The sequence below is a fragment of the Methylotenera sp. genome (assembly GCF_029946165.1).
Lineage (GTDB): Bacteria > Pseudomonadota > Gammaproteobacteria > Burkholderiales > Methylophilaceae > Methylotenera.
Genome location: NZ_JAQSDZ010000026.1, coordinates 95854 through 116807 on the forward strand (window position 1 = coordinate 95854; position 20954 = coordinate 116807).

Sequence of the window (20954 nt, forward strand, 5' to 3'; positions counted from 1 at the left end):
ATAAAGTTAAATGACGACTGAACACAACACCAATCCAGATAGCAATCCTAATACCAATCAAAGTACTCACTTTGGCTTTAAAACCGTAGCTGAAAATGAGAAAGCGAAAAAAGTGGGTGAGGTTTTTCATTCTGTCGCAAGTAAATATGACCTAATGAACGATGTCATGTCAGCTGGCCTGCATCGAGGCTGGAAGCGCTTTGCCATTGAAATTAGTGGCGTAAAAGCAGGTGATAAAGTGCTGGATATTGCGGGTGGCAGTGGTGATTTATCTAAGTTATTTGCAAAAAAAGTGGGTGCTGACGGCCAAGTAATACTCACCGACATTAATGCTTCTATGCTAGCTGTTGGACGTGACCGCATGCTGGATGCAGGCTTAAGCGTACCTGCGTTGCAATGCGATGCTGAAAAACTGCCCTTCCCAGATAACCACTTTGACTGCGTAATTGTGGCATTTGGTTTGCGCAATATGACACATAAAGATAAAGCCTTAGCAGAAATGCAGCGCGTGCTTAAAGTGGGCGGTAGATTGTTGGTGCTGGAATTTTCAAAAGTGTGGCAGCCTCTTTCTAAAATATACGACGTGTATTCATTTAAACTATTGCCGTTTATGGGCAAAATTCTCGCAAAAGATGCCGAGAGTTATCAATATTTAGCTGAATCCATACGCATGCATCCAGACCAAGAAACACTGAAACAAATGATGACTGAGGCTGGCTTAAGCAAGGTCGATTACTACAACCTTGCCGCTGGTGTAGTCGCTTTACATAAAGGTTACAAAACTTAATATGCTCAAAGCACTGTCAACGCGTTTATTGCAACATCTAATCTCACAAAATAGTTGGGCGAGTAAATTGCTACAGCCATTTGCAGGAAAATCGATACAAATTAATGTGAGCTTTATCTCGGCTAGTTTAGTGATTTTGGAAAATGGCAACTTAGCCATCGCAGGTGAAACTAACATTCCAGATGCTACCGTTACCATTGCTCCGAGTCTACTTTTACGATTACTTGCTAAAGATGAGGCCGCTAACAGGCAAATTAGCATTGAAGGTGATACGCAACTAGTCGCAGAGTTAGCCAAAGTGTTCTCGAATATGCGCTGGGATTATGAGGATGATTTAAGCAATTTGATAGGCGATATTCCTGCTAATAAAATCGGTACATTTGCGCGCGATGCGGCAAATTCAGTGAAAGAAACCAGCGTTAATCTAGCAGAGATGTTGAGTGAGTATTGGCAAGAAGAAATGCCCCTCATCGCTAAAAAACGCCACGTAGAGCAGTTCAATGCAGATGTTGATACGCTAGGTGCAGACGCCGCACGTTTTGAAAAGAAACTAGCCAAGCTTACTCAGAGCATCAAGCCAGACTTAGATAACAGTCTATAACAACGGTCTCAGAAAATTAAACAAAAACAGCAATGCTGTAGATAACAACGACTAAATATATGCGCATTTTTCGGCTTTTTTATATCATTTATATTGCACTACGGTTTGGATTAGATGAATTCATCTTAAGCCACACCACATTAAAACCACTACAAAGCATTATCAATGTTTTACTGTTTTGGCGTGACAAAAGCAAACCTCGGGGCGAACGGCTTAGGTTAGCACTTGAGGCATTAGGTCCGATTTTTGTTAAATTCGGTCAAATGTTATCAACTCGACGTGACTTAATTCCGCTCGATATTGCTGATGAACTTGCTAAACTACAAGACCAAGTACCACCTGTCGCTTTTACTGAAATTGAGGCAGTCGTAAATGAAGCATTCAACCTACCACTTAATCAAGTGTTCTCAAGTTTTGAAGAAACAGCCATTGCCAGCGCGTCAGTTGCACAAGTACATTTTGCTCATTTAATAGACGGCACGCCTGTTGCAGTTAAGATATTGCGCCCAGGCATTGCAAAAGTGATTAATCACGATTTAGAACTTTTAGATACTGCTGCATGGTTACTACAAGGTATATCTGCCGAAGTTAAACGCTTGAAACCGCGGGAAGTTGTCGCAGAATTTGCCGAGCATACGCATAGCGAATTAGACTTAACGCTAGAAGCTGCCAACTGCACACGACTTGCCAGCAACTTTCCTGATAAACGCTTGTTAGTTCCTCATATATATTGGGACTGGTGCCGCCAGCAGGTGATGGTGATGCAGCGCATGGTAGGTACACCGATTAGCAAAGTCCACGTGTTACGAGCTAAAGGCATAGACATTCCGAAACTTGCACATGAGGGCGTGGAAATATTCTTCACACAAGTATTTCGGGATGGCTTCTTTCATGCTGACATGCACCCTGGCAATATTCAAGTAGCTGACGACGGCCGTTATATTGCGCTTGATTTCGGCATTATGGGCACGTTAACCGATAATGATAAATACTACTTGGCACGTAATTTCTTAGCTTTTTTCAATGGTGATTATCACGACGTAGCCGTAGCGCATATAGAATCTGGCTGGGTACCAAAAGACACGAATGTTGAAGCGCTTGAAACTGCCGTACGTGCCATATGTGAGCCTATATTCGATAAGCCACTTAAAGATATTTCATTTGGACGCACGCTATTAAGCCTATTTCAAATGTCACGTAAATTCGGCGTAATTATTCAACCGCAATTAGTGATGCTGCAAAAAACCTTGCTGAATATTGAGGGTTTAGGCCGTGATTTAGATCCAGATATCGACTTATGGCAAAGTGCTAAACCATTTCTAAAACGTTGGATGAGCGAACAAATAGGCTGGCGTAGCATTGTAAAGGTAATGAAAAAAGAGCTACCTTATGTTGCCAAGAACTTGCCGCAGATGCCGCGTTTAGTACATCAATTTCTAACACAACAAACGCGAGCCGAACAAAATGAACCTATACGGCAAGCTATTGATGCCTTAATCAAAACCCAAGAAAATCAGGCTCGCTGGCAAAAACGATTAACTTTAGTCGTTGGAGTGTTGGTGTTGTTACAAGTAGTGGGACTGTTGATGCTAAGGTATTTATAGTTAGCGCTTAGTCTTAAATATTTCACAGATTTCGAATCAAACGTTATGATCGCTTCTGGCATTTTTCACAATAAAACGTAGAGCGCTGACCTAAGCGTATACATTTAATTGGCTTTTCGCAGACCTTGCATGGCTCATTCGTGCGGCCGTAAACAAAGTACTCTTGCTGGAAATAGCCAATATTGCCATCGACACCAAAAAAATCTCGTAGACTACTGCCACCTGCCGACAAGGCATCATTCAAGGTGCTTTTAATCTCTGCTACCAATTTTCCACATTGCTTTAAATTAAGCTTATTAGCACACGTTTCAGGATGTATGCGTGCTCTAAAAAGTGATTCAGAAGCATATATATTGCCAACCCCAACCACCACATGACCATCCATAATCGCATTTTTAATGGCGAGCGTTTTATTGCTTAACGCGGTATGTAGATACTTTGCGTTAAAGCCCTCATCTAGCGGTTCAGGACCTAGGCTATTTAGCAAAACATGGTTATTCTCTTTGTTATCTAACCACAATACTGCGCCAAAACGGCGGGGATCACGTAGCCGCAACACATGACCATCAGTAAATTCTATATCGAAATGGTCATGTTTCTCTGGCGGGTAATTTGTATCAAGCAATTGAACACGGCCAGACATGCCAAGGTGTAACAACAAAGTGCCAGTGTCAAACTCACACAAAATATATTTCGCGCGGCGAGTCAGCCCAAGTAAGGTTTGATTCGGTAGTGTTTGAAGCAAAGATGCAGGAATAGGCCAACGCAGCGTGGGATGGCGAATAGTAACGGATTTAACCACCTTGCCGACAAGAGGCAAAAGCCCACGGCGGGTGGTTTCTACCTCTGGGAGTTCTGGCATAAAGCTCTATTCCATTTCTTTATCAATAGTGTCTAGGCGACAGGCTGAAGGCATGTACGACAAGATGAAGGCATCAACGAAATGCATTGATAGAGAAAGGCTAGTTACTTGGGATGTTAATGGGTGGATTTAACATCGTGAAGCCAGCGTCTGAGGGGAAGTTATAAATCAAACCTTCATCAGGACGGGCTAGCAACAAATCAGGTGATTCTTGAATTTTATCAAAACGTACTTTGCTACCATCAGCTAACTTAATTAACACATATGGGTAGGTAATTTTACGATCTGGAGTATACATCTCTACCGATTTAGCAGGATTATGTAACCATGAAAATTCTAACCATTCATTCATCTCATCCTGCTGTGGTTTTGCTGCGGCAATTGAAACTTTCCATTTCCCCTCAGTTAAATCGACGTTCAATCTAGTATCTGTCCATTGCTCTAGGTGGCTAAAGTCAAAACCCGCTATTTTTTCTGTTGGCTTTAATGGTGATTTATCAATTAACTCAATAATCTGAGTAGATGCAACTTCAGCGTAATGGTTAGACAGCAAATAAACCGCATTCCTATGAGCAACGTACTGCTCATCCGTCACGGGATTATGTGTTCCAAATGTGAACTCTTCTATATTATTTTTATCTTGGCTGTTTTTATCTCTAATGAGTTTAAGTTTAAGTTGTGGGTTATTTAGGCCGAACTTATCTAAATCAGGATCGGTAATTCTATCTTTTGATTGCGCTGCGATAATAGACAAAATGCGTTGCACTGACGCTTGGTCAGCGCGCATGTTAATCGGCGCACTTAAACGCCAAAAACCATTCACCTTATCTAGTTTCACTGCAGCTTTAGCAGGAAATTCCACGCTAATTGCATTGAATTCCGCAAGCTTATATGAGGAAATATCAAAACTGGCTTCTTGTTCAGTACTTGGTTTTGGGCGCAAATATAAAAATGCGATCAAACTTGCTACTACACCCAACATCACCAAATTAAGTAACCAGCGTTTTTTCATGTATGCCTTAATCTATAACAATTTGAACTTAAAACTAACTTAATTAAAATAATCGAAATTAAATAATTCTGGCTTAAGCTTTTCTACGTTTCCACCAGAAATAAAAGCCCGCAATCATCACGCCAAATGGAATGAAATATTGAAAGCCGTGGAATACAGTCCATGCCACTATGCGGCCTGTGTCAGTGTCAGGAATATTCACGTTAATATCTTTAAGTGGCATAGGTTGTATAGTAATCAGCTTATCGTCACCTGCAAGCCAATTCACCATGTTAACGCCCAAGTCTAAGTTTCCGCCATTGGTAATAAAGGTGTTGGACAAAAAGTTACCATTACCCATAACCACTACACGCTGACCTTTTTTGCCATAAGTACGCTCTAAAGCGACACCGATGTTAATTGGACCTCGTTTGTCTTTTTTCTCATTAAAGGTAGGTTTAGCGTCTTTAGCTAACTTTTCTGATGCTAACCAGCCATTTGGCGCAACCTCTACTAAGTTACTAACTTTCCAGCCATTTTCATCTGTACCTTTCGCAGTAACTTCATGCGCTTCTGGGAATAAAGTACGCAACATAAAATTAGTGGTAATTGCATGCTCACCATATAAACTCGCGAATGCAACACGAGCATCCGCGCCGTATTGCGCCGAGGCCATATCCAACGCGATACCTGGCGAAACATTCAAACCTAGGTATTCTGCTACTTCCTTCATACCGCGATAATTATCGTCATCAAGCAACCAAAGTAAGTTACCGCCAGCCTCAAGATAAGCTTTGATTTTCTTGGCTTCAACTTCGCTAACATCCACTTGCGGACTAGCAATTACCAGCATCGCACCGTTACTTGGAACGTTTTGCGCAATGGTTAAATCTGGATTGGCAAATTTAAAGCCTTTTTTCTCTAATTGTTTACCAAACTCGCCTAGATCGAAATTCTTTACACCAATTAAATTGCGCTCGCCGTGACCATCCAAATACATGACAGCTTGCTGATTAGTGCGAGATAAACGTACCAGTAAATTGGTCATTTCTTGTTCAGCGATTGGCGGAATGATGTGTTCAATACGCTTGTTGTATTCCACAATCACTTCACCATCTTCTTTAACGCCTGCATCTTGCGCCAGTTTTGGCTCTATTGAAGGGTTTACAAAAGTGAGGTTAACGTTCTTTTTTTCACGTTGATAACGCGCAACAAAGTCAATCATACCTTTACGGAAATTGTCGCCACCTGAAGCATCATCTTTAGTGGCAAACACCGTAATGTTAATAGGTGCGCTCATCTGTTTGAGCACGTTAACACTACCTTGCGTCAGAATATTACGGTTTGCCTGTGTAATGTCTTTTGCAACTCGATACTGGCTCGCTAAATAGCCAAGCAATATCACCAGCAATAAAAACAGTACGACAAAAAAGCCATTTTGCACTAACAGTTGAAAACGTAATTTACGATTGATATTCATTTTACAAGACCTAATATTTCAAATATTTAAAGGTTTTTAATCATTTAAGTTTCTAAGCTAGGCAAAGTGCGAACAAAAAATTATGACGCCGCATATGTTGTATATGTAAGGAGTAATTTTTTGTGAAGAACGCAGCATAGCAACGAAAATTCAATGATTAGTTAGCCGCGCAAGCGGTCGGCATCTAAACGACGCACAGTTAAAGTTAAAAATGTGATGATAAATAACAAAAAATAGGCAATATCGCCCGTATCAATTAAACCACCTGAGAATGATTGAAAGTGACGTGTAAGCGACAAGCTAGCTAACATATTGCTTGGATCACCCGCAAAAAAGCGATCTAAAAACATTAGTGCAAACAAGGCGATAAACGTCAAAATAGCCGCAATCACTGGCTGCTGCGTCATGCTTGAGAAATATAAACCTAATGCAGAGAAGCTTGCAATCATCAATAACAAACCTATTGAGTTGGCAATGATGAAGCCAAAATCGATGTCTGCCCAAATGTTAAGCGTTGATAACATCAGCCCGATAAATACCACCAAGATACTTAAAAATGCCACTAAGCCAATAAACTTACCCATAACTATTTCGGTAAGTGAAATTGGCGCACTGAATAAGAATGGTAAAGTTTGGTTACGGCGCTCTTCAGAAATCAATCGCATAGACAATAAGGGCACGGCAAACAACACCATGAATGACGCAAAGCCATACACCATTTGCCCAACGAACTGCGTGACACCGGTTCGCTCTGCCGGGCGCATTGCACCCGACATGACGGCGAAATAATCATTCACGCCATTTAAGTAGTAGGTACCGAATGAAAACATCAGTAGAGATAAAATCACCCAGCCCATAGGCGAGGCAAACATACTTTTAAGTTCTTTTCTTGCTACATTGATAATCATGATGAGACCTTAAGTTTACGCGGCAGCCTGTTCAACAACAGGCTGATCTTGATAGGTAAGTTGCACAAATACATCTTCCAAACTGGTTTGATCCGGCGCAATTTGATACAAGCCCCAACCATTTTGAACCGCTGTTTGTACGATAGATTCAGCTGGCGCGGCATCTTCAGCAAAACGAACTCGCATTAAACCCGCAGAAACGTTTTCAGCTTCAATGATGCCAGCGATTTTTAACATTTCTTCTGTAGATGGCGCGTTGTGCATGCCGATTAATAATTTATTGCCGATACGGTGTTTTTTAAGCACGTCAATCGCGCCATTAAAGACCAACTTACCCTTATCGATAATTTGCACATGGTCACAGACCATTTCAACTTCAGGCAAAATATGGGTTGAGATAATGACACTGCGCTCGGCGCCTACTTCACGAATCAAGGCACGAATATCGCGAATTTGAATTGGGTCTAATCCCACGGTTGGTTCATCTAGAATCACAACCATCGGATTATGAATAATAGCCTGAGCAATACCAACGCGCTGTTGATAACCGTTTGATAAGTTTTCAATCAAACGCTTGCTCATATGACCTAATCCGCAGCGGTCTTTTGCCACTTCCACCGCTTTTTTGATGCTGCCAGCGCTTACTCTATGCAATCTAGCGGCGATGGTTAAATACTCATCTACAGTCAACTCTTTATATAGAGGGCGCATTTCAGGCAAGTATCCAATGAGCGCTTTAGCTTCTTTTGGGCTCTCCATCATATCAATACCGCAAATTTTGACAGAGCCATTACTTGGCGCAAGATTTCCTGTCAGCATCTTCATGGTGGTTGATTTACCTGCACCGTTTGGACCTAAAAAGCCTAAAACTTGACCTTTGCTTAAAGTAAAACTCACATTACTAACAGCTTCTCTGCCACCGTATAGCCGTGTGAGCTCGTTTGCCTCTACTGTAAAATTATTCATAGTTACTCTAATAGTTACTCTATTTGTTATTACAAAAATACAGGTTATTGTGACTAAAAATCAATCAGTTATCTTTATAAATCACAAGCCTGTCAGCGCTAAAAATCTATTCTTTAATTGAGAATTGCAATTCATTGAGAACAGCAATACAGTAAGTTCTATTGACATTCATTGCAGTCAATCCATAATTATGTAGGAACTTGCAGCACCTGTCACGGACTAAGAAATAGAACAGTACAATACCGTAGTAATGGCTTATTATCTTACTTATTAATTTGCCGCGACTATTAAACCTTATTTTTGAAGCTAATTCCCACTCATACTTAATAATTACAGAATAACTTATGCGCCCCATGCCTCTTCTATCGAAAACTAAACTCCAATCGAACAGTAATTTGTTTAAGGTTAAAAATATAATAGGTACAAGTCTTATAGCAGGCGCCTTATTAATAAGCGGTTGTGCATCAGTCGCTCGGGGGCCAGGCAGCCAATCGGCACAATCCAATCCAGCCAATGCTGAAGCGGACTTTGTATTCAAATATCTAGTCGCTGAAATTGCTGGGCAACGCGGTGATTTGGCTACTTCAAGTAAAGTTTTTTATGAACTGGCGATACTTTCCCAAGACGCTAGTCTAGCAGAGCGGGCAGCCAAAGTTGCAGCTTACGGCAATGTGCCAGGCATGACGGCTCCAAGTATAAAGTTGTGGTCTGAACTTGACCCAACTTCTACCGAAGCGCAACAAGCCATGACGGAGATTCTGATTGCAACAGACCAATTAGAAGCAGCAAAACCACATTTGGCGAAACTTTTCGATAAAGAAGAAACCCGCCCCGGCGGTTTTTTATATCTAAACAATATACTCAGCCGTAGCAAAGATAAAATGGGCGTTTTGAATTTAGTGCAATCGCTAGCTGCTCCTTATCCAGACTTAGCTGAAGCGCAATTCGCCATTGCACAGGCTGCGTATGCGGCAAATCAAACTAAGGTAGGATTGCAAGCGCTAGAGAAAGCCGAAGCACTTAAACCAGGTTGGAACTTGGCAGCATTGTTAAAAGGACAAGTTTTATTCAATCAAGCACCGCAATCTGGCATAGATTATTACCAGTCATTCTTAGACCAATATCCCGATACAAATGAAGTTCGCGTCAACATGGCAAAAATCATGGTGAGCCAAAAGCAATATGACGCTGCTAAAAAGCAATTTCCAATCATCATACAATACGGTAAAGGTAGTCCAGAAGTCACAGCGGTTGTTGGATTAATCTCATTTCAAGCTGGCGACTTTAATGCTGCGGAAGCGTATTTTCAGCAGTCCTTAGCTCAAGAATTTAAAGAACCTGACCAACTATATATATATTTGGCACAAGTCACTGAAAAACAAAATCGTGAAGCAGATGCAATCGCTTGGTTTAATAAAGTGCAACCTGGTCCCCGCTTTTTAGAAGCGCAAATTGGTTTAGCAAACTTAATTGCACGCACCCAATCTGTGGATAAAGCTATTGAAAAACTAGATGCGGTTGATGATTTAACTACCGAACAACAAATTATAGTGATTCAAACGCAAGCTTCATTACTCGCAAAGGCGAAGCGTGATAAAGATGCATTTGATTTACTGGATAAAGCCGTTAAAAACTTACCCAATACTCCAGAATTGGTTTACGACTACGCCCTAGCGGCTGAGCGAGTTAACAAACTAGATATTATGGAAAGTGAGTTACGCAAAACTATAGCCTCAAAACCAGATTTTGCTGCAGCTTACAATGCACTGGGTTACTCATATGCTGATCGCAACATCAAGTTAGATGAAGCAGTGAGTCTCATAGAAAAAGCTTTATCAATTAGTCCAAATGACCATTACATGCTCGACAGCCTCGGTTGGGCCTACTACAGAAAAGGTAAGTTAGATAAGGCAATTACTTACTTGGAACAAGCTTACCGAGTGAATCAAGACCCTGAAATAGCCGCGCATTTGGGTGAGGTTTTATGGAAAAAAGGTAAGCGTGATGAGGCAAAAAAGATATGGAATGATGCGTTGAGCAGAAATCCAAATAATGAAGTGTTAATGACTACAGCCAGTAAATTCAAATCTTAAATCTTTCACTCAAGATTTAAAAATTAAAATTTACAGATGAAATTATTACGTTTATTTTTTACGCTTAGCCTTATTGCTTTGGTAGCCAGTTGTACCACACTACCAAAGCCAAGCACTTCTGACGCTTCACAAGTACGCCAGCAGGCGCACTTGCAAGATATTGCTGGCATAGACCAATTCAGCATTAAAGGCCGCTTAGGTGTGCAAGCTGAAGGTAAAGGCTTTTCAGGCAGCTTAAGCTGGCAACATCGTAAATTGAACGATGACATCGCGCTATATTCTCCGCTTGGGGGACAACTGGCCAGCATTAAAAAAACTGCTGAAAACGTTACTTTAGAAGATGCTAAAGGCAATAGTATTACTGCCGCAGACACTGAAACACTTACTCAAAACACGCTCGGCTGGCAATTGCCGTTAGCGGGTCTTGCTGATTGGGCATTAGGTCGCCCGAGAAACAGCACTGTTCAAGCGAGCACATGGGATGAACAAGGGCATTTAAGCACCTTAAAGCAAGATGGCTGGGATATTCAATATGAGAATTATGTAGCGCAAAATGGTCATTTTTTACCAAGTAAAATCTTACTTAGAAACGAAAAAGTCTATTTAAAGTTATTAGTTGAAAACTGGACGTTATTTCCAGCCCCAGTTTTATAAACTCACTTCAATCGATTAAAAGTAATAAACTCAAAGGCGTTTAGCCCTCCCCCACAATTTCAATTCAGAAAACTCCAATCCTAGGAATTAAGGTCGAAACCCAGCCGTACTTCGGCATTAAAATTATGGCTAATTCAGCATAATTTAGGCTGAAATAAATTTGTTGAGGGTTGGAATGCAATGAAAAGATTAATCTCAGTACTCATGCTCTGCTTTGCTATATGCAACAATAGCCAAGCGGCGCAATGGGTGAAACTCAGCGATAACAATGTTGAAAAAATAATGTTGGATAAGCAATCCATCTTGCAACAAGATAAATACAAAAGAGCTTGGGTTAAGGTTGAATACAAAACTCCACAAAGAAATCCAGAAACTATCGATAAACAATATAATTTATCAAAGTTACTTTGGTATTTTGACTGTACCGCACAAAAAACTGCCACTTCTCAAGTGTTTCAATATTTAAATAGCGAGCTGATTTACTCAGCAGGTATCGATTCTAAAAATGCTGAATTTATTGAGCCAGTGCCCGAAACAGACATGGACATAGCCATGCGTTATGTCTGCCAAGCACAAAAACCGACAATTGCACCCACTGTGTCAAAACCTGTATCAGCCAAAACAAATATAGATACGCAAAAAACCACAGAAATAAAACCTGAAGTACCCGCCCAAGCTGTAGCAGTAAAGTCGACTGAAACTAAAGCCGTCTCGGTGAATGCTAAATCAGCTCCAATAAAAGTGACTGAAACCAAAAAAGTTGGTCCAACACCACGCTGGACTTACGAAGGCAAAGAAGGTCCTGAGAATTGGGCTAAACTTAGTCCTGAATATACAATTTGTGAGGCGGGCCGCAATCAGTCACCCATCAATATTGAAGGTAGCATTCATGCCGCAATTAAAGCTTTAAGAGTGATACAAAAATTTCCCGCAAAAGATATTTTTAATAATGGTCATACCGTGCAAGTTAATTTTAAAGAAGGCAACATGCTTGCACTTGATAGCGGCGCTTTCCAGTTGAAGCAAGTGCAGTTCCATGCCCCTAGCGAAAATACTATACAAGGCAAATCTTTCCCATTGGAAGCTCACTTTATGCATGCTGATTCTAAAGGAAATCTGGCTGTGATAGGCGTGATGTTCACCGAAGGTAAATCTAACCCAGCGTTAGCAAAACTTTGGGAGCAGTTACCTGACACAGAAGGGCTACCAGTGATATTAAAAAATCGCGTCATGCCTAATGACTTCATGCCACAAGATAAAGGCTATTTTCGCTTTAGCGGCTCATTGACCACACCACCATGTAGCGAAGGCGTACGTTGGCTATTAATGAAAAACCCTATCACAGCCTCTAAAGAACAAATTGATGCCTTTAAGAAGGCAGTGCATCACAGCAACAATCGTCCAGTACAGGCTTTGAATGGTCGTGTGATTATTCAGTAGGCAAAAAAATCTAAAAAAATTAAAGATGGCGCTTAAAGTTAATTTCCCCAACCTCATTACAGCCTGTTTGCGTTAAAATATTGGCCTATGCAAGAATTTCAATCATTTTTAGCACCCGCAAAAGTTAATTTATTCCTCCACATTACAGGTCAACGGGCAGATGGTTACCATTTGCTACAAACGGTTTTTCGTCTACTTGATTTGTATGACACCATAAAACTTAAGTCTACCACTGACGGCATTGTAAAGCGCGTCAATGATGTAGCTGGTGTGCCAGCAGAACAAGATTTGTGTGTGCGTGCAGCCAATCTATTAAAGCAACATACCCATTGCACACTTGGCGTAGATATTTTAGTCGAGAAGCACATCCCTATGGGCGGCGGCTTAGGTGGTGGCAGCTCAGATGCTGCAACGGTGCTATTAGCTTTAAATAGTTTGTGGCAACTTAACTTAAGTCGTAAAGAATTGATGTCACTAGGATTGAAATTAGGCGCCGATGTGCCCTTCTTCATTTTTGGCAAAAATGCATGGGCAGAAGGTATTGGAGAACAATTAACCGAGATTAATCTACGCGATTCATACTATGTTGTGCTGAATCCGAATATACATGTGTCAACAGCACAAATATTTGCCAATAAGCAATTGACAAAAAATACGAATCCTAAGACAATGTCGGACTTTTCTGGGACGGCTAAATTAACAGTAAGTAATTTAAATGCTGATTTTATAAATGACTTAGAAAAAATAGTCTGCAGTGAATACCCCGCTGTTTTGGGTTGTTTAAATTGGCTCAGTCAATTTGGCGATGCAAGAATGAGTGGATCAGGCGCTTCGGTTTTTTTAGAAGTAGCCGATGAAAAAACTGCGGTAGAAATATGCAACAAAAAACCTAAAAACATTCAGGGATTTGTTGCAAAAGGGTTGAGTCAGCACCCTTTAATAAATCTTATGGATAACCATATGGTTAATTAATTAGACTGATTAAAATATTGGGGAGTCGCCAAGTTGGTTAAGGCACTGGGTTTTGATCCCAGCATCCGAAGGTTCGAGTCCTTCCTCCTCAGCCAAAATTTAGAAAGCAGAATTAAAGCTGCTTTTGCTTAAAATACAAAGCGTGTAGATTTTTGATTTACGCGCTTTTTATTTTTTTAAAGTTATTGTTACCAAGTTTTAATTGATAGTTTGTGCTGAGGCTTTAAGCACAGTGTTTACAGGCACGGTTTAATAGGAAAATCAACAGATGTCTAACGGCAACTTAATGGTCTTTACAGGCACGGCTAATCCAGTGCTTGCGCAAGAAGTAGCTAAGCACTTAGGCATTGAACTTGGTCAAGCACACGTTGGCACATTTAGCGACGGTGAAACCACTGTAGAACTGCTTGAAAACGTCCGTGGTAAAGATGTATTCGTATTGCAATCAACAAGCCACCCAACCAATGACAGCCTAATGGAAGTCATGGTCATGGTAGATGCGCTTCGTCGTTCTTCTGCTGGCCGTATCACTGCTGCTATCCCCTACTTTGGTTACTCACGACAAGATCGCCGTCCGCGTTCAGCGCGTGTAGCAATTACCGCTAAGGTTGTTGCTAATATGCTCACCGGTGTTGGTGTTAATCGTTTATTAACAATGGATTTGCACTCAGATCAAATTCAAGGTTTCTTTGATATTCCTGTTGATAATATTTACGCCACACCAATTTTGCTAACAGATTTATTAAAGCAAAATCATGAAAATTTAATGATCGTTTCGCCTGATGTGGGCGGGGTAGTCCGTGCGCGTGCAGCGGCTAAACAATTAAATTCTGATTTAGCGATTATCGATAAACGCCGTCCTAAGCCAAACGTTGCTAAAGTGATGAACATTATTGGTGATGTAACAGGCCGTACCTGCGTGATTATGGATGACATGGTGGATACCGCAAATACACTATGCGAAGCCGCCGCCGCACTTAAGAAATTTGGCGCTAAAAAAGTAATCGCATACGCAACACACCCAGTATTATCTGGCGGTGCTGCTGAACGTATTATGAATTCTGAATTAGATGAATTAGTGGTGACCAACACCATTGCGCTTGGTGCTGAATCAGCCAACTGCAGAAAAATTCGCCAATTAAGCACAGCTGAATTATTAGCTGAAACGATTCGCAGAATTAGTAGTGAAGATTCTGTTAGCTCATTGTTTATGGATTAAAAGTTTTTAACCCTGCATACTGGTCGCGGTGTGCAGTTTTTGTGTAGTAAGGCCATCAAAAGCCTAGCAGTAAAAGTAGTATCAAATTAGGAGTAGTAAAATGTCTATCGAAATTAATGCAGTAAAGCGTGATCTTAAAGGTACGGGTGCGAGCCGCCGTCTACGTCGCGCAGGTACAGTTCCAGGTGTTGTTTATGGCGCAGGTAAAGAGGCTGTAACACTTGAAATTAACGCTAAAGAATTGTTCTTAGAGTTCCGCCATGAGGCATTCCATGCTTCAGTATTAACTCTGAACCTAGATGGTAAAAAAGAAAGCGTATTGTTACGTGATTTCCAAATGCACCCAGTTCGCAACACTATTCAACACATTGATTTTCAACGTGTAAGTGCTACTGAAAAAATCCACGTTAAAGTGCCATTCCACTTTATCAATGCTGACATCGCTCCAGGCGTTAAAGTTGGCGGCGGTATCGTTGCTCACATTTTGACTGAAGCTGACGTAAGTTGCTTGGCTAAAGATTTGCCAGAGTTCATTGAGATTGATTTAGCTGGTCTAGAAATGGGTAACTCTGTTCATTTGTCACAAATTAAATTGCCAAAAGGCGTTGAGTTTGTTCAATTAGCTCATGGTACTGACGCAGCTGTTGCAGCTATTGCTAAAACACGTGGTGGCGTTGCAGATGCCGCCGAAGAAACACCAGCAGCTTAATTTATAAGTATGCTAACTAACGCGCACTTTACTATGAAGTGCGCGTTTTTTATTGGTACTATTGCATGATGAGTGGCATAAAATTATTCGTTGGTTTGGGTAACCCCGGTGAGAAATACATCGCAACGCGTCACAACGCGGGCTTTTGGTGGATAGATGAAGTCGCCGCACAAACCAATAGTAAATTAACTTTGGATGCCAAGTTTTTCGGCGTAGTTGGCAAGCTCAACGCTAAGCCAGACACTTGGCTACTTAAACCCACTACGTTTATGAACGGCAGCGGCAAATCAGTAGCCGCTTTAGCTAATTATTACAAAATTACACCTGCTGAAATATTAGTGATTCATGATGAACTTGATTTACCAGCAGGCGGTTTAAAGCTCAAAGTTGGTGGCGGCCATGGTGGCCACAATGGCTTAAAAGATATTGAAGCGGCACTTGGTACAAAAGACTTCTGGCGCTTGCGATTAGGCATTGGCCATCCAGGTGATCGAAATGAAGTGATTAATTTTGTGCTAAAAGCAGCAACAAAAGACGAGCAAGCCGCTATAGATGAAAAGGTGTATGAAAGCACCAAGCTTATAGATTTATTTCTTGCAGGTAATTTTGAAAGCGCAATGTTAAAATTGCATACTAAAAAATAAACATACTGATGTCATTCCGACGAAAGTCGGAATCTAGTGGCTTGCATTTAAAGGCGCTAGATTCCGTTTCAGACCGTAAAGGTCTTGTCCGTAAGAATATATGTGCTAAAGCGCATTATTCATACGCCAAAGCACGAAATGACAAAGTACAATTGATTGGACATATATGAAATGCGGAATTGTTGGTTTACCAAACGTGGGCAAGTCCACACTATTCAACGCCATTACCAATGCGGGTATTGCGGCAGAAAACTACCCGTTCTGCACCATTGAGCCAAACGTAGGCATCGTAGAAGTGCCCGATACGCGCATGAAAGCGCTCATCGACATTGTAAAACCGCAAAAAGTACAACCTGCAATTGTTGAATTTGTAGACATTGCTGGCTTGGTAGCAGGCGCATCAAAAGGCGAAGGCTTAGGTAATAAATTCCTAGCTAACATCCGCGAAACCGATGCTATTGCGCACGTGGTACGCTGCTTTGAAGATGCAAATGTGATTCACGTATCAAACAAAATTGACCCACTCTCAGATATTGAAGTGATTAACACTGAACTTGCACTTGCCGACATGGAAACTGTAGAAAAGACCATGCAACGCGAAAGCAAAAAAGCTAAAAGCGGCGATAAAGACGCCATTGCACTTTTAAAAGTGTTAGAAAAAGTGGTGCCGTGTTTAGACCAAGCCAAAGCAGTTCGCACACTCAACCTAGACGCCGACGAGCTACAGCTACTAAAACCGCTTTGCCTCATTACAGTTAAACCTGTTATGTACTTGGCAAACGTAGATGAATCAGGCTTTGAAAACAACCCGCTGTTAGATAAAGTAGTAGCGTTAGGCAAAGCTGAAAATTCACCAGTGGTATGTATTTGCGCAAAAATTGAAGGCGAAATTTCTGAGCTAGACGAAGAAGATAAAACATTGTTTTTATCAGAACTAGGTCAAGATGAACCAGGCTTAAACCGCGTAATTCGCGCCGCTTACGATTTACTAGGCCTACAAACTTACTTCACCGCTGGCGTGCAAGAAGTACGCGCTTGGACAGTTAAAAAAGGCGCTACCGCTCCACAAGCCGCAGGTGTGATTCACACAGACTTTGAACGCGGCTTCATTCGCGCTGAAGTAATTCAGTACGAAGAGTTCGTGAAAAACAAAGGCGAACAAGGCAGCAAAGAAGCAGGGAAAATGCGCTTAGAAGGCAAAGAATACATCGTTCAAGATGGCGATGTGATGCACTTTAGATTTAATGTTTAGCTTAGCAAGATTCAAGGTATAGCTGCGTGAGAGCTAAAGTTTAGCTCCAAACGCATCAACGTAAAAAGTTAAGCGTAAATTGCAAACTAGCTTTGACAATTTGCGCCTAAACCACTAGAATTGCGCCCTTGCTAAAGTTTTGGCAACCGATTTAAAAGGTGATGTAGCTCAGCTGGTTAGAGCACAGGATTCATAATCCTGGGGTCGAGGGTTCAAGTCCCTCTTTCACCACCATTCTACGGGGCTTCCAGCGATGGGAGCCCCTTTTTTTATCTAAATTTTATTTTTTGGCAACAATTTGGCAACACTAGAACACTTTAAGGATATTTTAGTTAAGTGATATTTCCCAAGCTTTCACTTTTGGAAGATTTAAAAAGTAATTTGGCAACAGTTTGGCAACACCCTTCCCATCTTCCGAAATGAAAATCCCACCAAGGTTTCACCCCTTTTCTGCCCAAAATCTCATTAAACAAACCTTCAAGGTTTACTTTTCTTCACAGAAGAAAGACAATGCTCTGAATAATACTAATTAAAAAAGATCATTTATGGCTCGCAAAAAAAAGACTTCCCCTATTGAAGATTTGCTAGATATTGCCTCCTCTATAAATTGGAAAGTCAGCTTACTTATTGCACTCATCAGTTATTTCATTTTTCACCATTTTGCTATTCAAGCTATTCCACTTTCTTCTGATTTACAGTCAGTCACTAACTCTCTTCCTAAACAAATCTTCATTAACTTTTCTAAAGTCCTTCAATATATATTTCCTGTTATTTTTATCATTGGTGCTTGTGTTTCATCATTTAAAAATAAACATAGAATTAAGTTGGTAGATAAACAAACTGGTATTGATTCAATCCGTGATATGTCATGGCAAGATTTTGAATTATTAGTAGGTGAAGCCTTTAGACGAAAAGGATTTGAGGTTAAAGAAAATGGTGGTGGCGGTGCTGATGGTGGTATTGATCTTGTTCTTACTAAAAATGGTAAGAAGTCTATCGTGCAATGCAAACGGTGGAAAACATTCTCAATAGGTGTGCCACTAATCCGTGAACTGTATGGTGCAATGACATCAGAACGAGCTAATGATTGTATCTTTGTGAGTAGCGGTAATTACACTGCTGAAGCTAGATTGTTTGCTGAAGATAAGCCTATCTGGTTAATTGATGGATCAGAGCTCTCAAAGATGATTGCAGAGGTTCAGGTGCAGCCTAATATAGTAAAACCCAGTTTACTCAAGCAATCTGTAACTACAAGCCCTCAGTGCCCTTTGTGTGGCTCGGCTATGGTTAAAAGAATAGCTAGGAAAGGTGCCAATGCTGGAAATGAGTTTTGGGGGTGTTCTGCATATCCAAGGTGTAGGGGAACGAGTTAACTGAAGGAATTTGTTAGAGAAATATCCAGTTAGTAAGATTGCATATCATTAAGAGAAACCAATGATAAAAAAAATTAAATCTATAAAGAACATGGCGACTTTCAATAACTTTGATTGGGATACTTCAGTTATTGAAAACGATGGGACTATTTCTGAATTCAAGTTAATTAATATAATTTATGGCCGAAACTATTCTGGTAAAACAACTATTTCAAGAATAATAAGAGCATTAGAAACAGGACATTTGTCAGAAAAGTATTTAAATCCTGAATTTATAGTCAATATTCATAACAATCAAAATGTAGCACATACCAATCTAAAAAATCATAATCAGGTCATTAGAGTATTTAATGAAGATTTTGTCCGTGAAAATCTAAATTTCATATACAACCCTGATGACAGCATAAAATCTTTTGCAATTGGTAGCATAAATAATGATATTGAAATAAAAGTTAAAGAAAAAGAAGTGACTCTTGGTTCAGAGTTATTAAATACTGGTTTATATGCTGAGTTGTTAGTCAAACAGAATAGTTTAAATAACTCCTCTACAACAGCATCACAAGCAAAAATTAGCTTAAATAATAAGCTTGATAAAAAAGCTACCGATAGAAATTCGGGTATTAAATATAGCAAACACAATTATGATCAGAATTACACAATCACCAAATTACAAAAAGATATTAATCTCACATTAGAAACAAGTTTAGTTGCTTTAGATGAAGATCAGATTCAATCCTTTAGACTTTTATTAAAAGAAGAGCAAAAACCAGAAATTTCAGAAACGGTATTACACTCTCTTAAACTTATTGATTTGAATAAAAATGCAAAAGAACTCGTAGAAAAGAAAATTTCAATCACAACAGCTATTCAAGATTTATTAAATGATAGCTTGCTTGAAGACTGGGCTAGAAAAGGCATAAGCCTTCATAAAAACAAAAGGACTGAATGTGGATTTTGTGGAAATAAAATTCCTCATGAATTATGGTCAAAACTTGATAACCACTTTAATAAAGAGTCAGAAAACTTAAGAGAAGATATTGAACAATTAATAATCAAAATTGATAATGAAAATTTAGGTATGGATACTTATTTATCCATTGATCCCAAGTCTTTTTACTCAAAATTCACCTCTGAAATTCAAAGTCTAAAAGATTCCTTAGCTCTAGAATTAAAGGAATACAAAAAGAATCTTAAGAGCATAAAAAAACAATTATCCGAAAGACTTTTAAAAATTTCGCAACCAACTGTGTTTGAACTTACAAATGACAACTCTGAAGCCTTGTCTAGCATTGTGAGCTCTTATGAAGATTTAAGAATCAAATCTAACTTGTTTACCAACACACTTTCTTCAACTCAGGCTAATGCTAAGAATAAACTTAGACTACAAGAAGTTGTTGAATTTATAGAAGCTATTAATTATCAGTCTGAATTAGAAAATGTAAATTCTTTGGCTACAGAAGAAAGCTCCCAGAAACTAGCATTTGATGAAACTAATAAGAATATAAAAACTTTAAAACAAGAGATTCAGTCTTTAAAAGACCAACTCAAAGATGAAGGCAAAGCGGCCGACCGAGTAAATCACTATCTTAACAATTACTTTGGACATGCTTTCTTATCAATTAAAGCAATTGAAGATGAAACTGGAAAAAGATTTGAAGTTATAAGGAAAAATATAAAAGCACATCATCTCAGTGAAGGAGAATGTAGTTTAATTGCATTTTGTTATTTCATAGCAAAATTGGATGATGTTGAAACAAAAAATAGTAAGCCTATTGTATGGATAGATGACCCAATATCAAGTCTAGATAGTAATCATATATTTTTTATATTCAGTTTGATCTCAACTGAAATTGTTCAGCCAGATAGCTTCAAACAGCTATTTATATCAACTCATAACTTAGATTTCCTCAAATATCTTAAACGAATTTCTGATAATAGTTCTCATCATAGAGCGCATTTTATTATTGAGCGAAATTATGAGAATAGTCATCTTAAAAAGATGCCTAGCTATCTAAAAGATTATGTTACAGAATTTAATTTTTTATTTAAAGAGCTATATAACTGTGCAAAAGCAGATGGTAGCCATGAAGAAAATCACGACTGTTTCTATAATTTCGGCAATAATGCGAGAAAATTTCTTGAAGCATTTTTATTTTACAAATATCCAAATTCAACATCTGATAAATTAAAACTTGAAAAGTTTTTTGGTGATTTAAATTCCCCAATTATTACAGATAGAATTAATAATGAATACTCTCATCTCGGGGGGATGCTTGATAGAAGTATGAGTCCAGTCGATGTTCCTGAAATGAAGAAGGTTGCTAGGACAATATTGCTGAAAATTAATAGCAACGACTCAGATCAATTTGAAGCATTATGTGAAAGCATTAATAAAGTTG

The 20954-nt window shown here is 39.6% G+C and carries 18 protein-coding genes and 2 tRNA genes; 15 read left to right on the top strand and 5 right to left on the bottom strand.

From position 1 onward, the window contains the following. Nucleotides 1-10: 10 nt before the first annotated feature. From ubiE to ubiB, 3 genes are read left to right on the top strand one after another with little or no spacing between them, the layout of a single operon-like run. On the top strand, nt 11-787 hold the full coding sequence (gene ubiE, locus PSV17_RS13735) for a bifunctional demethylmenaquinone methyltransferase/2-methoxy-6-polyprenyl-1,4-benzoquinol methylase UbiE (RefSeq protein ID WP_300483674.1): 777 nt from the start codon (nt 11-13) through the stop codon (nt 785-787). A gap of 1 nt (nt 788) precedes the next feature. Then, on the top strand, nt 789-1388 hold the full coding sequence (locus PSV17_RS13740; RefSeq protein WP_300483676.1) for an SCP2 sterol-binding domain-containing protein: 600 nt from the start codon (nt 789-791) through the stop codon (nt 1386-1388). Nucleotides 1389-1447: 59 nt separating this feature from the next. Beyond that, the gene (gene ubiB / locus PSV17_RS13745; protein WP_300483678.1) at nt 1448-2992 is read left to right on the top strand and encodes a ubiquinone biosynthesis regulatory protein kinase UbiB; all 1545 of its coding nucleotides are present in this window, start codon (nt 1448-1450) and stop codon (nt 2990-2992) included. Nucleotides 2993-3035: 43 nt separating this feature from the next. Here the strand turns inward: ubiB and mutM are convergent, their stop codons facing one another. The 5 genes from mutM to PSV17_RS13770 all read right to left on the bottom strand — a co-directional run bounded on the left by mutM (nt 3036) and on the right by PSV17_RS13770 (nt 8199). Then, entirely contained in the window at nt 3036-3854 is an 819-nt protein-coding gene (gene mutM / locus PSV17_RS13750) for a bifunctional DNA-formamidopyrimidine glycosylase/DNA-(apurinic or apyrimidinic site) lyase (RefSeq protein ID WP_300483679.1), read from the bottom strand. Nucleotides 3855-3954: 100 nt separating this feature from the next. Then, complete coding sequence (locus tag PSV17_RS13755) at nt 3955-4866, bottom strand: DUF4340 domain-containing protein (RefSeq protein ID WP_300483681.1); 912 nt, start codon at nt 4864-4866, stop codon at nt 3955-3957. 73 nt (nt 4867-4939) lie between these two features. Beyond that, nucleotides 4940-6325 carry a GldG family protein gene (locus tag PSV17_RS13760; RefSeq protein ID WP_300483683.1) on the bottom strand — a complete coding sequence of 462 codons (1386 nt, stop codon included), beginning with the start codon at nt 6323-6325 and terminating at the stop codon, nt 4940-4942. Between the two features lie 161 nt (nt 6326-6486). Next, nucleotides 6487-7233 carry an ABC transporter permease subunit gene (locus PSV17_RS13765; RefSeq protein ID WP_300483684.1) on the bottom strand — a complete coding sequence of 249 codons (747 nt, stop codon included), beginning with the start codon at nt 7231-7233 and terminating at the stop codon, nt 6487-6489. 15 nt (nt 7234-7248) lie between these two features. Next, nucleotides 7249-8199 carry an ATP-binding cassette domain-containing protein gene (locus tag PSV17_RS13770; protein ID WP_300483687.1) on the bottom strand — a complete coding sequence of 317 codons (951 nt, stop codon included), beginning with the start codon at nt 8197-8199 and terminating at the stop codon, nt 7249-7251. A 353-nt stretch (nt 8200-8552) separates the two neighbouring features. Here PSV17_RS13770 and PSV17_RS13775 point away from each other — a divergent pair, with 353 nt between their 5' ends. From PSV17_RS13775 to PSV17_RS13830, 12 genes are all read left to right on the top strand, one after another. Beyond that, nucleotides 8553-10292 carry a tetratricopeptide repeat protein gene (locus PSV17_RS13775; protein ID WP_300483689.1) on the top strand — a complete coding sequence of 580 codons (1740 nt, stop codon included), beginning with the start codon at nt 8553-8555 and terminating at the stop codon, nt 10290-10292. A 36-nt stretch (nt 10293-10328) separates the two neighbouring features. Then, nucleotides 10329-10946 carry a lipoprotein insertase outer membrane protein LolB gene (lolB, locus tag PSV17_RS13780; RefSeq protein WP_300483691.1) on the top strand — a complete coding sequence of 206 codons (618 nt, stop codon included), beginning with the start codon at nt 10329-10331 and terminating at the stop codon, nt 10944-10946. Between the two features lie 180 nt (nt 10947-11126). Continuing rightward, a complete protein-coding gene (locus PSV17_RS13785) occupies nt 11127-12386 on the top strand; it encodes a carbonic anhydrase (protein ID WP_300483693.1) in 1260 nt (419 codons plus the stop codon). An 87-nt stretch (nt 12387-12473) separates the two neighbouring features. Continuing rightward, complete coding sequence (ispE, locus tag PSV17_RS13790) at nt 12474-13358, top strand: 4-(cytidine 5'-diphospho)-2-C-methyl-D-erythritol kinase (RefSeq protein ID WP_300483696.1); 885 nt, start codon at nt 12474-12476, stop codon at nt 13356-13358. Between the two features lie 18 nt (nt 13359-13376). Continuing rightward, nucleotides 13377-13453, top strand: a tRNA-Gln gene (locus PSV17_RS13795). 173 nt (nt 13454-13626) lie between these two features. Continuing rightward, complete coding sequence (locus tag PSV17_RS13800) at nt 13627-14577, top strand: ribose-phosphate pyrophosphokinase (RefSeq protein ID WP_300483699.1); 951 nt, start codon at nt 13627-13629, stop codon at nt 14575-14577. 100 nt (nt 14578-14677) lie between these two features. Next, complete coding sequence (locus PSV17_RS13805) at nt 14678-15286, top strand: 50S ribosomal protein L25/general stress protein Ctc (RefSeq protein ID WP_300483701.1); 609 nt, start codon at nt 14678-14680, stop codon at nt 15284-15286. A 68-nt stretch (nt 15287-15354) separates the two neighbouring features. Beyond that, nucleotides 15355-15930, top strand: a complete 576-nt coding sequence (gene pth / locus PSV17_RS13810) for an aminoacyl-tRNA hydrolase (protein ID WP_300483719.1) — start codon at nt 15355-15357, stop codon at nt 15928-15930. A gap of 166 nt (nt 15931-16096) precedes the next feature. Next, nucleotides 16097-17182: a redox-regulated ATPase YchF gene (gene ychF / locus PSV17_RS13815; RefSeq protein ID WP_300483704.1), complete on the top strand. Its 1086-nt coding sequence runs from the start codon at nt 16097-16099 to the stop codon at nt 17180-17182. 157 nt (nt 17183-17339) lie between these two features. Then, nucleotides 17340-17416, top strand: a tRNA-Met gene (locus PSV17_RS13820). A gap of 311 nt (nt 17417-17727) precedes the next feature. Continuing rightward, complete coding sequence (locus PSV17_RS13825; RefSeq protein ID WP_300483705.1) at nt 17728-18555, top strand: restriction endonuclease; 828 nt, start codon at nt 17728-17730, stop codon at nt 18553-18555. Nucleotides 18556-18616: 61 nt separating this feature from the next. Further along, on the top strand, nt 18617-20954 hold a 2338-nt coding region (locus tag PSV17_RS13830; RefSeq protein ID WP_300483707.1), incomplete at its 3' end, for an AAA family ATPase.

Coding starts and splice junctions, on each gene's coding strand:
- ubiE (WP_300483674.1), top strand. CDS start 11: ATGACGACTGAACACAACACCAATCCAGATAGCAATCCTAATACCAAT.
- PSV17_RS13740 (WP_300483676.1), top strand. CDS start 789: ATGCTCAAAGCACTGTCAACGCGTTTATTGCAACATCTAATCTCACAA.
- ubiB (WP_300483678.1), top strand. CDS start 1,448: ATGCGCATTTTTCGGCTTTTTTATATCATTTATATTGCACTACGGTTT.
- mutM (WP_300483679.1), bottom strand. CDS start 3,854: ATGCCAGAACTCCCAGAGGTAGAAACCACCCGCCGTGGGCTTTTGCCT.
- PSV17_RS13755 (WP_300483681.1), bottom strand. CDS start 4,866: ATGAAAAAACGCTGGTTACTTAATTTGGTGATGTTGGGTGTAGTAGCA.
- PSV17_RS13760 (WP_300483683.1), bottom strand. CDS start 6,325: ATGAATATCAATCGTAAATTACGTTTTCAACTGTTAGTGCAAAATGGC.
- PSV17_RS13765 (WP_300483684.1), bottom strand. CDS start 7,233: ATGATTATCAATGTAGCAAGAAAAGAACTTAAAAGTATGTTTGCCTCG.
- PSV17_RS13770 (WP_300483687.1), bottom strand. CDS start 8,199: ATGAATAATTTTACAGTAGAGGCAAACGAGCTCACACGGCTATACGGT.
- PSV17_RS13775 (WP_300483689.1), top strand. CDS start 8,553: ATGCCTCTTCTATCGAAAACTAAACTCCAATCGAACAGTAATTTGTTT.
- lolB (WP_300483691.1), top strand. CDS start 10,329: ATGAAATTATTACGTTTATTTTTTACGCTTAGCCTTATTGCTTTGGTA.
- PSV17_RS13785 (WP_300483693.1), top strand. CDS start 11,127: ATGAAAAGATTAATCTCAGTACTCATGCTCTGCTTTGCTATATGCAAC.
- ispE (WP_300483696.1), top strand. CDS start 12,474: ATGCAAGAATTTCAATCATTTTTAGCACCCGCAAAAGTTAATTTATTC.
- PSV17_RS13800 (WP_300483699.1), top strand. CDS start 13,627: ATGTCTAACGGCAACTTAATGGTCTTTACAGGCACGGCTAATCCAGTG.
- PSV17_RS13805 (WP_300483701.1), top strand. CDS start 14,678: ATGTCTATCGAAATTAATGCAGTAAAGCGTGATCTTAAAGGTACGGGT.
- pth (WP_300483719.1), top strand. CDS start 15,355: ATGAGTGGCATAAAATTATTCGTTGGTTTGGGTAACCCCGGTGAGAAA.
- ychF (WP_300483704.1), top strand. CDS start 16,097: ATGAAATGCGGAATTGTTGGTTTACCAAACGTGGGCAAGTCCACACTA.
- PSV17_RS13825 (WP_300483705.1), top strand. CDS start 17,728: ATGGCTCGCAAAAAAAAGACTTCCCCTATTGAAGATTTGCTAGATATT.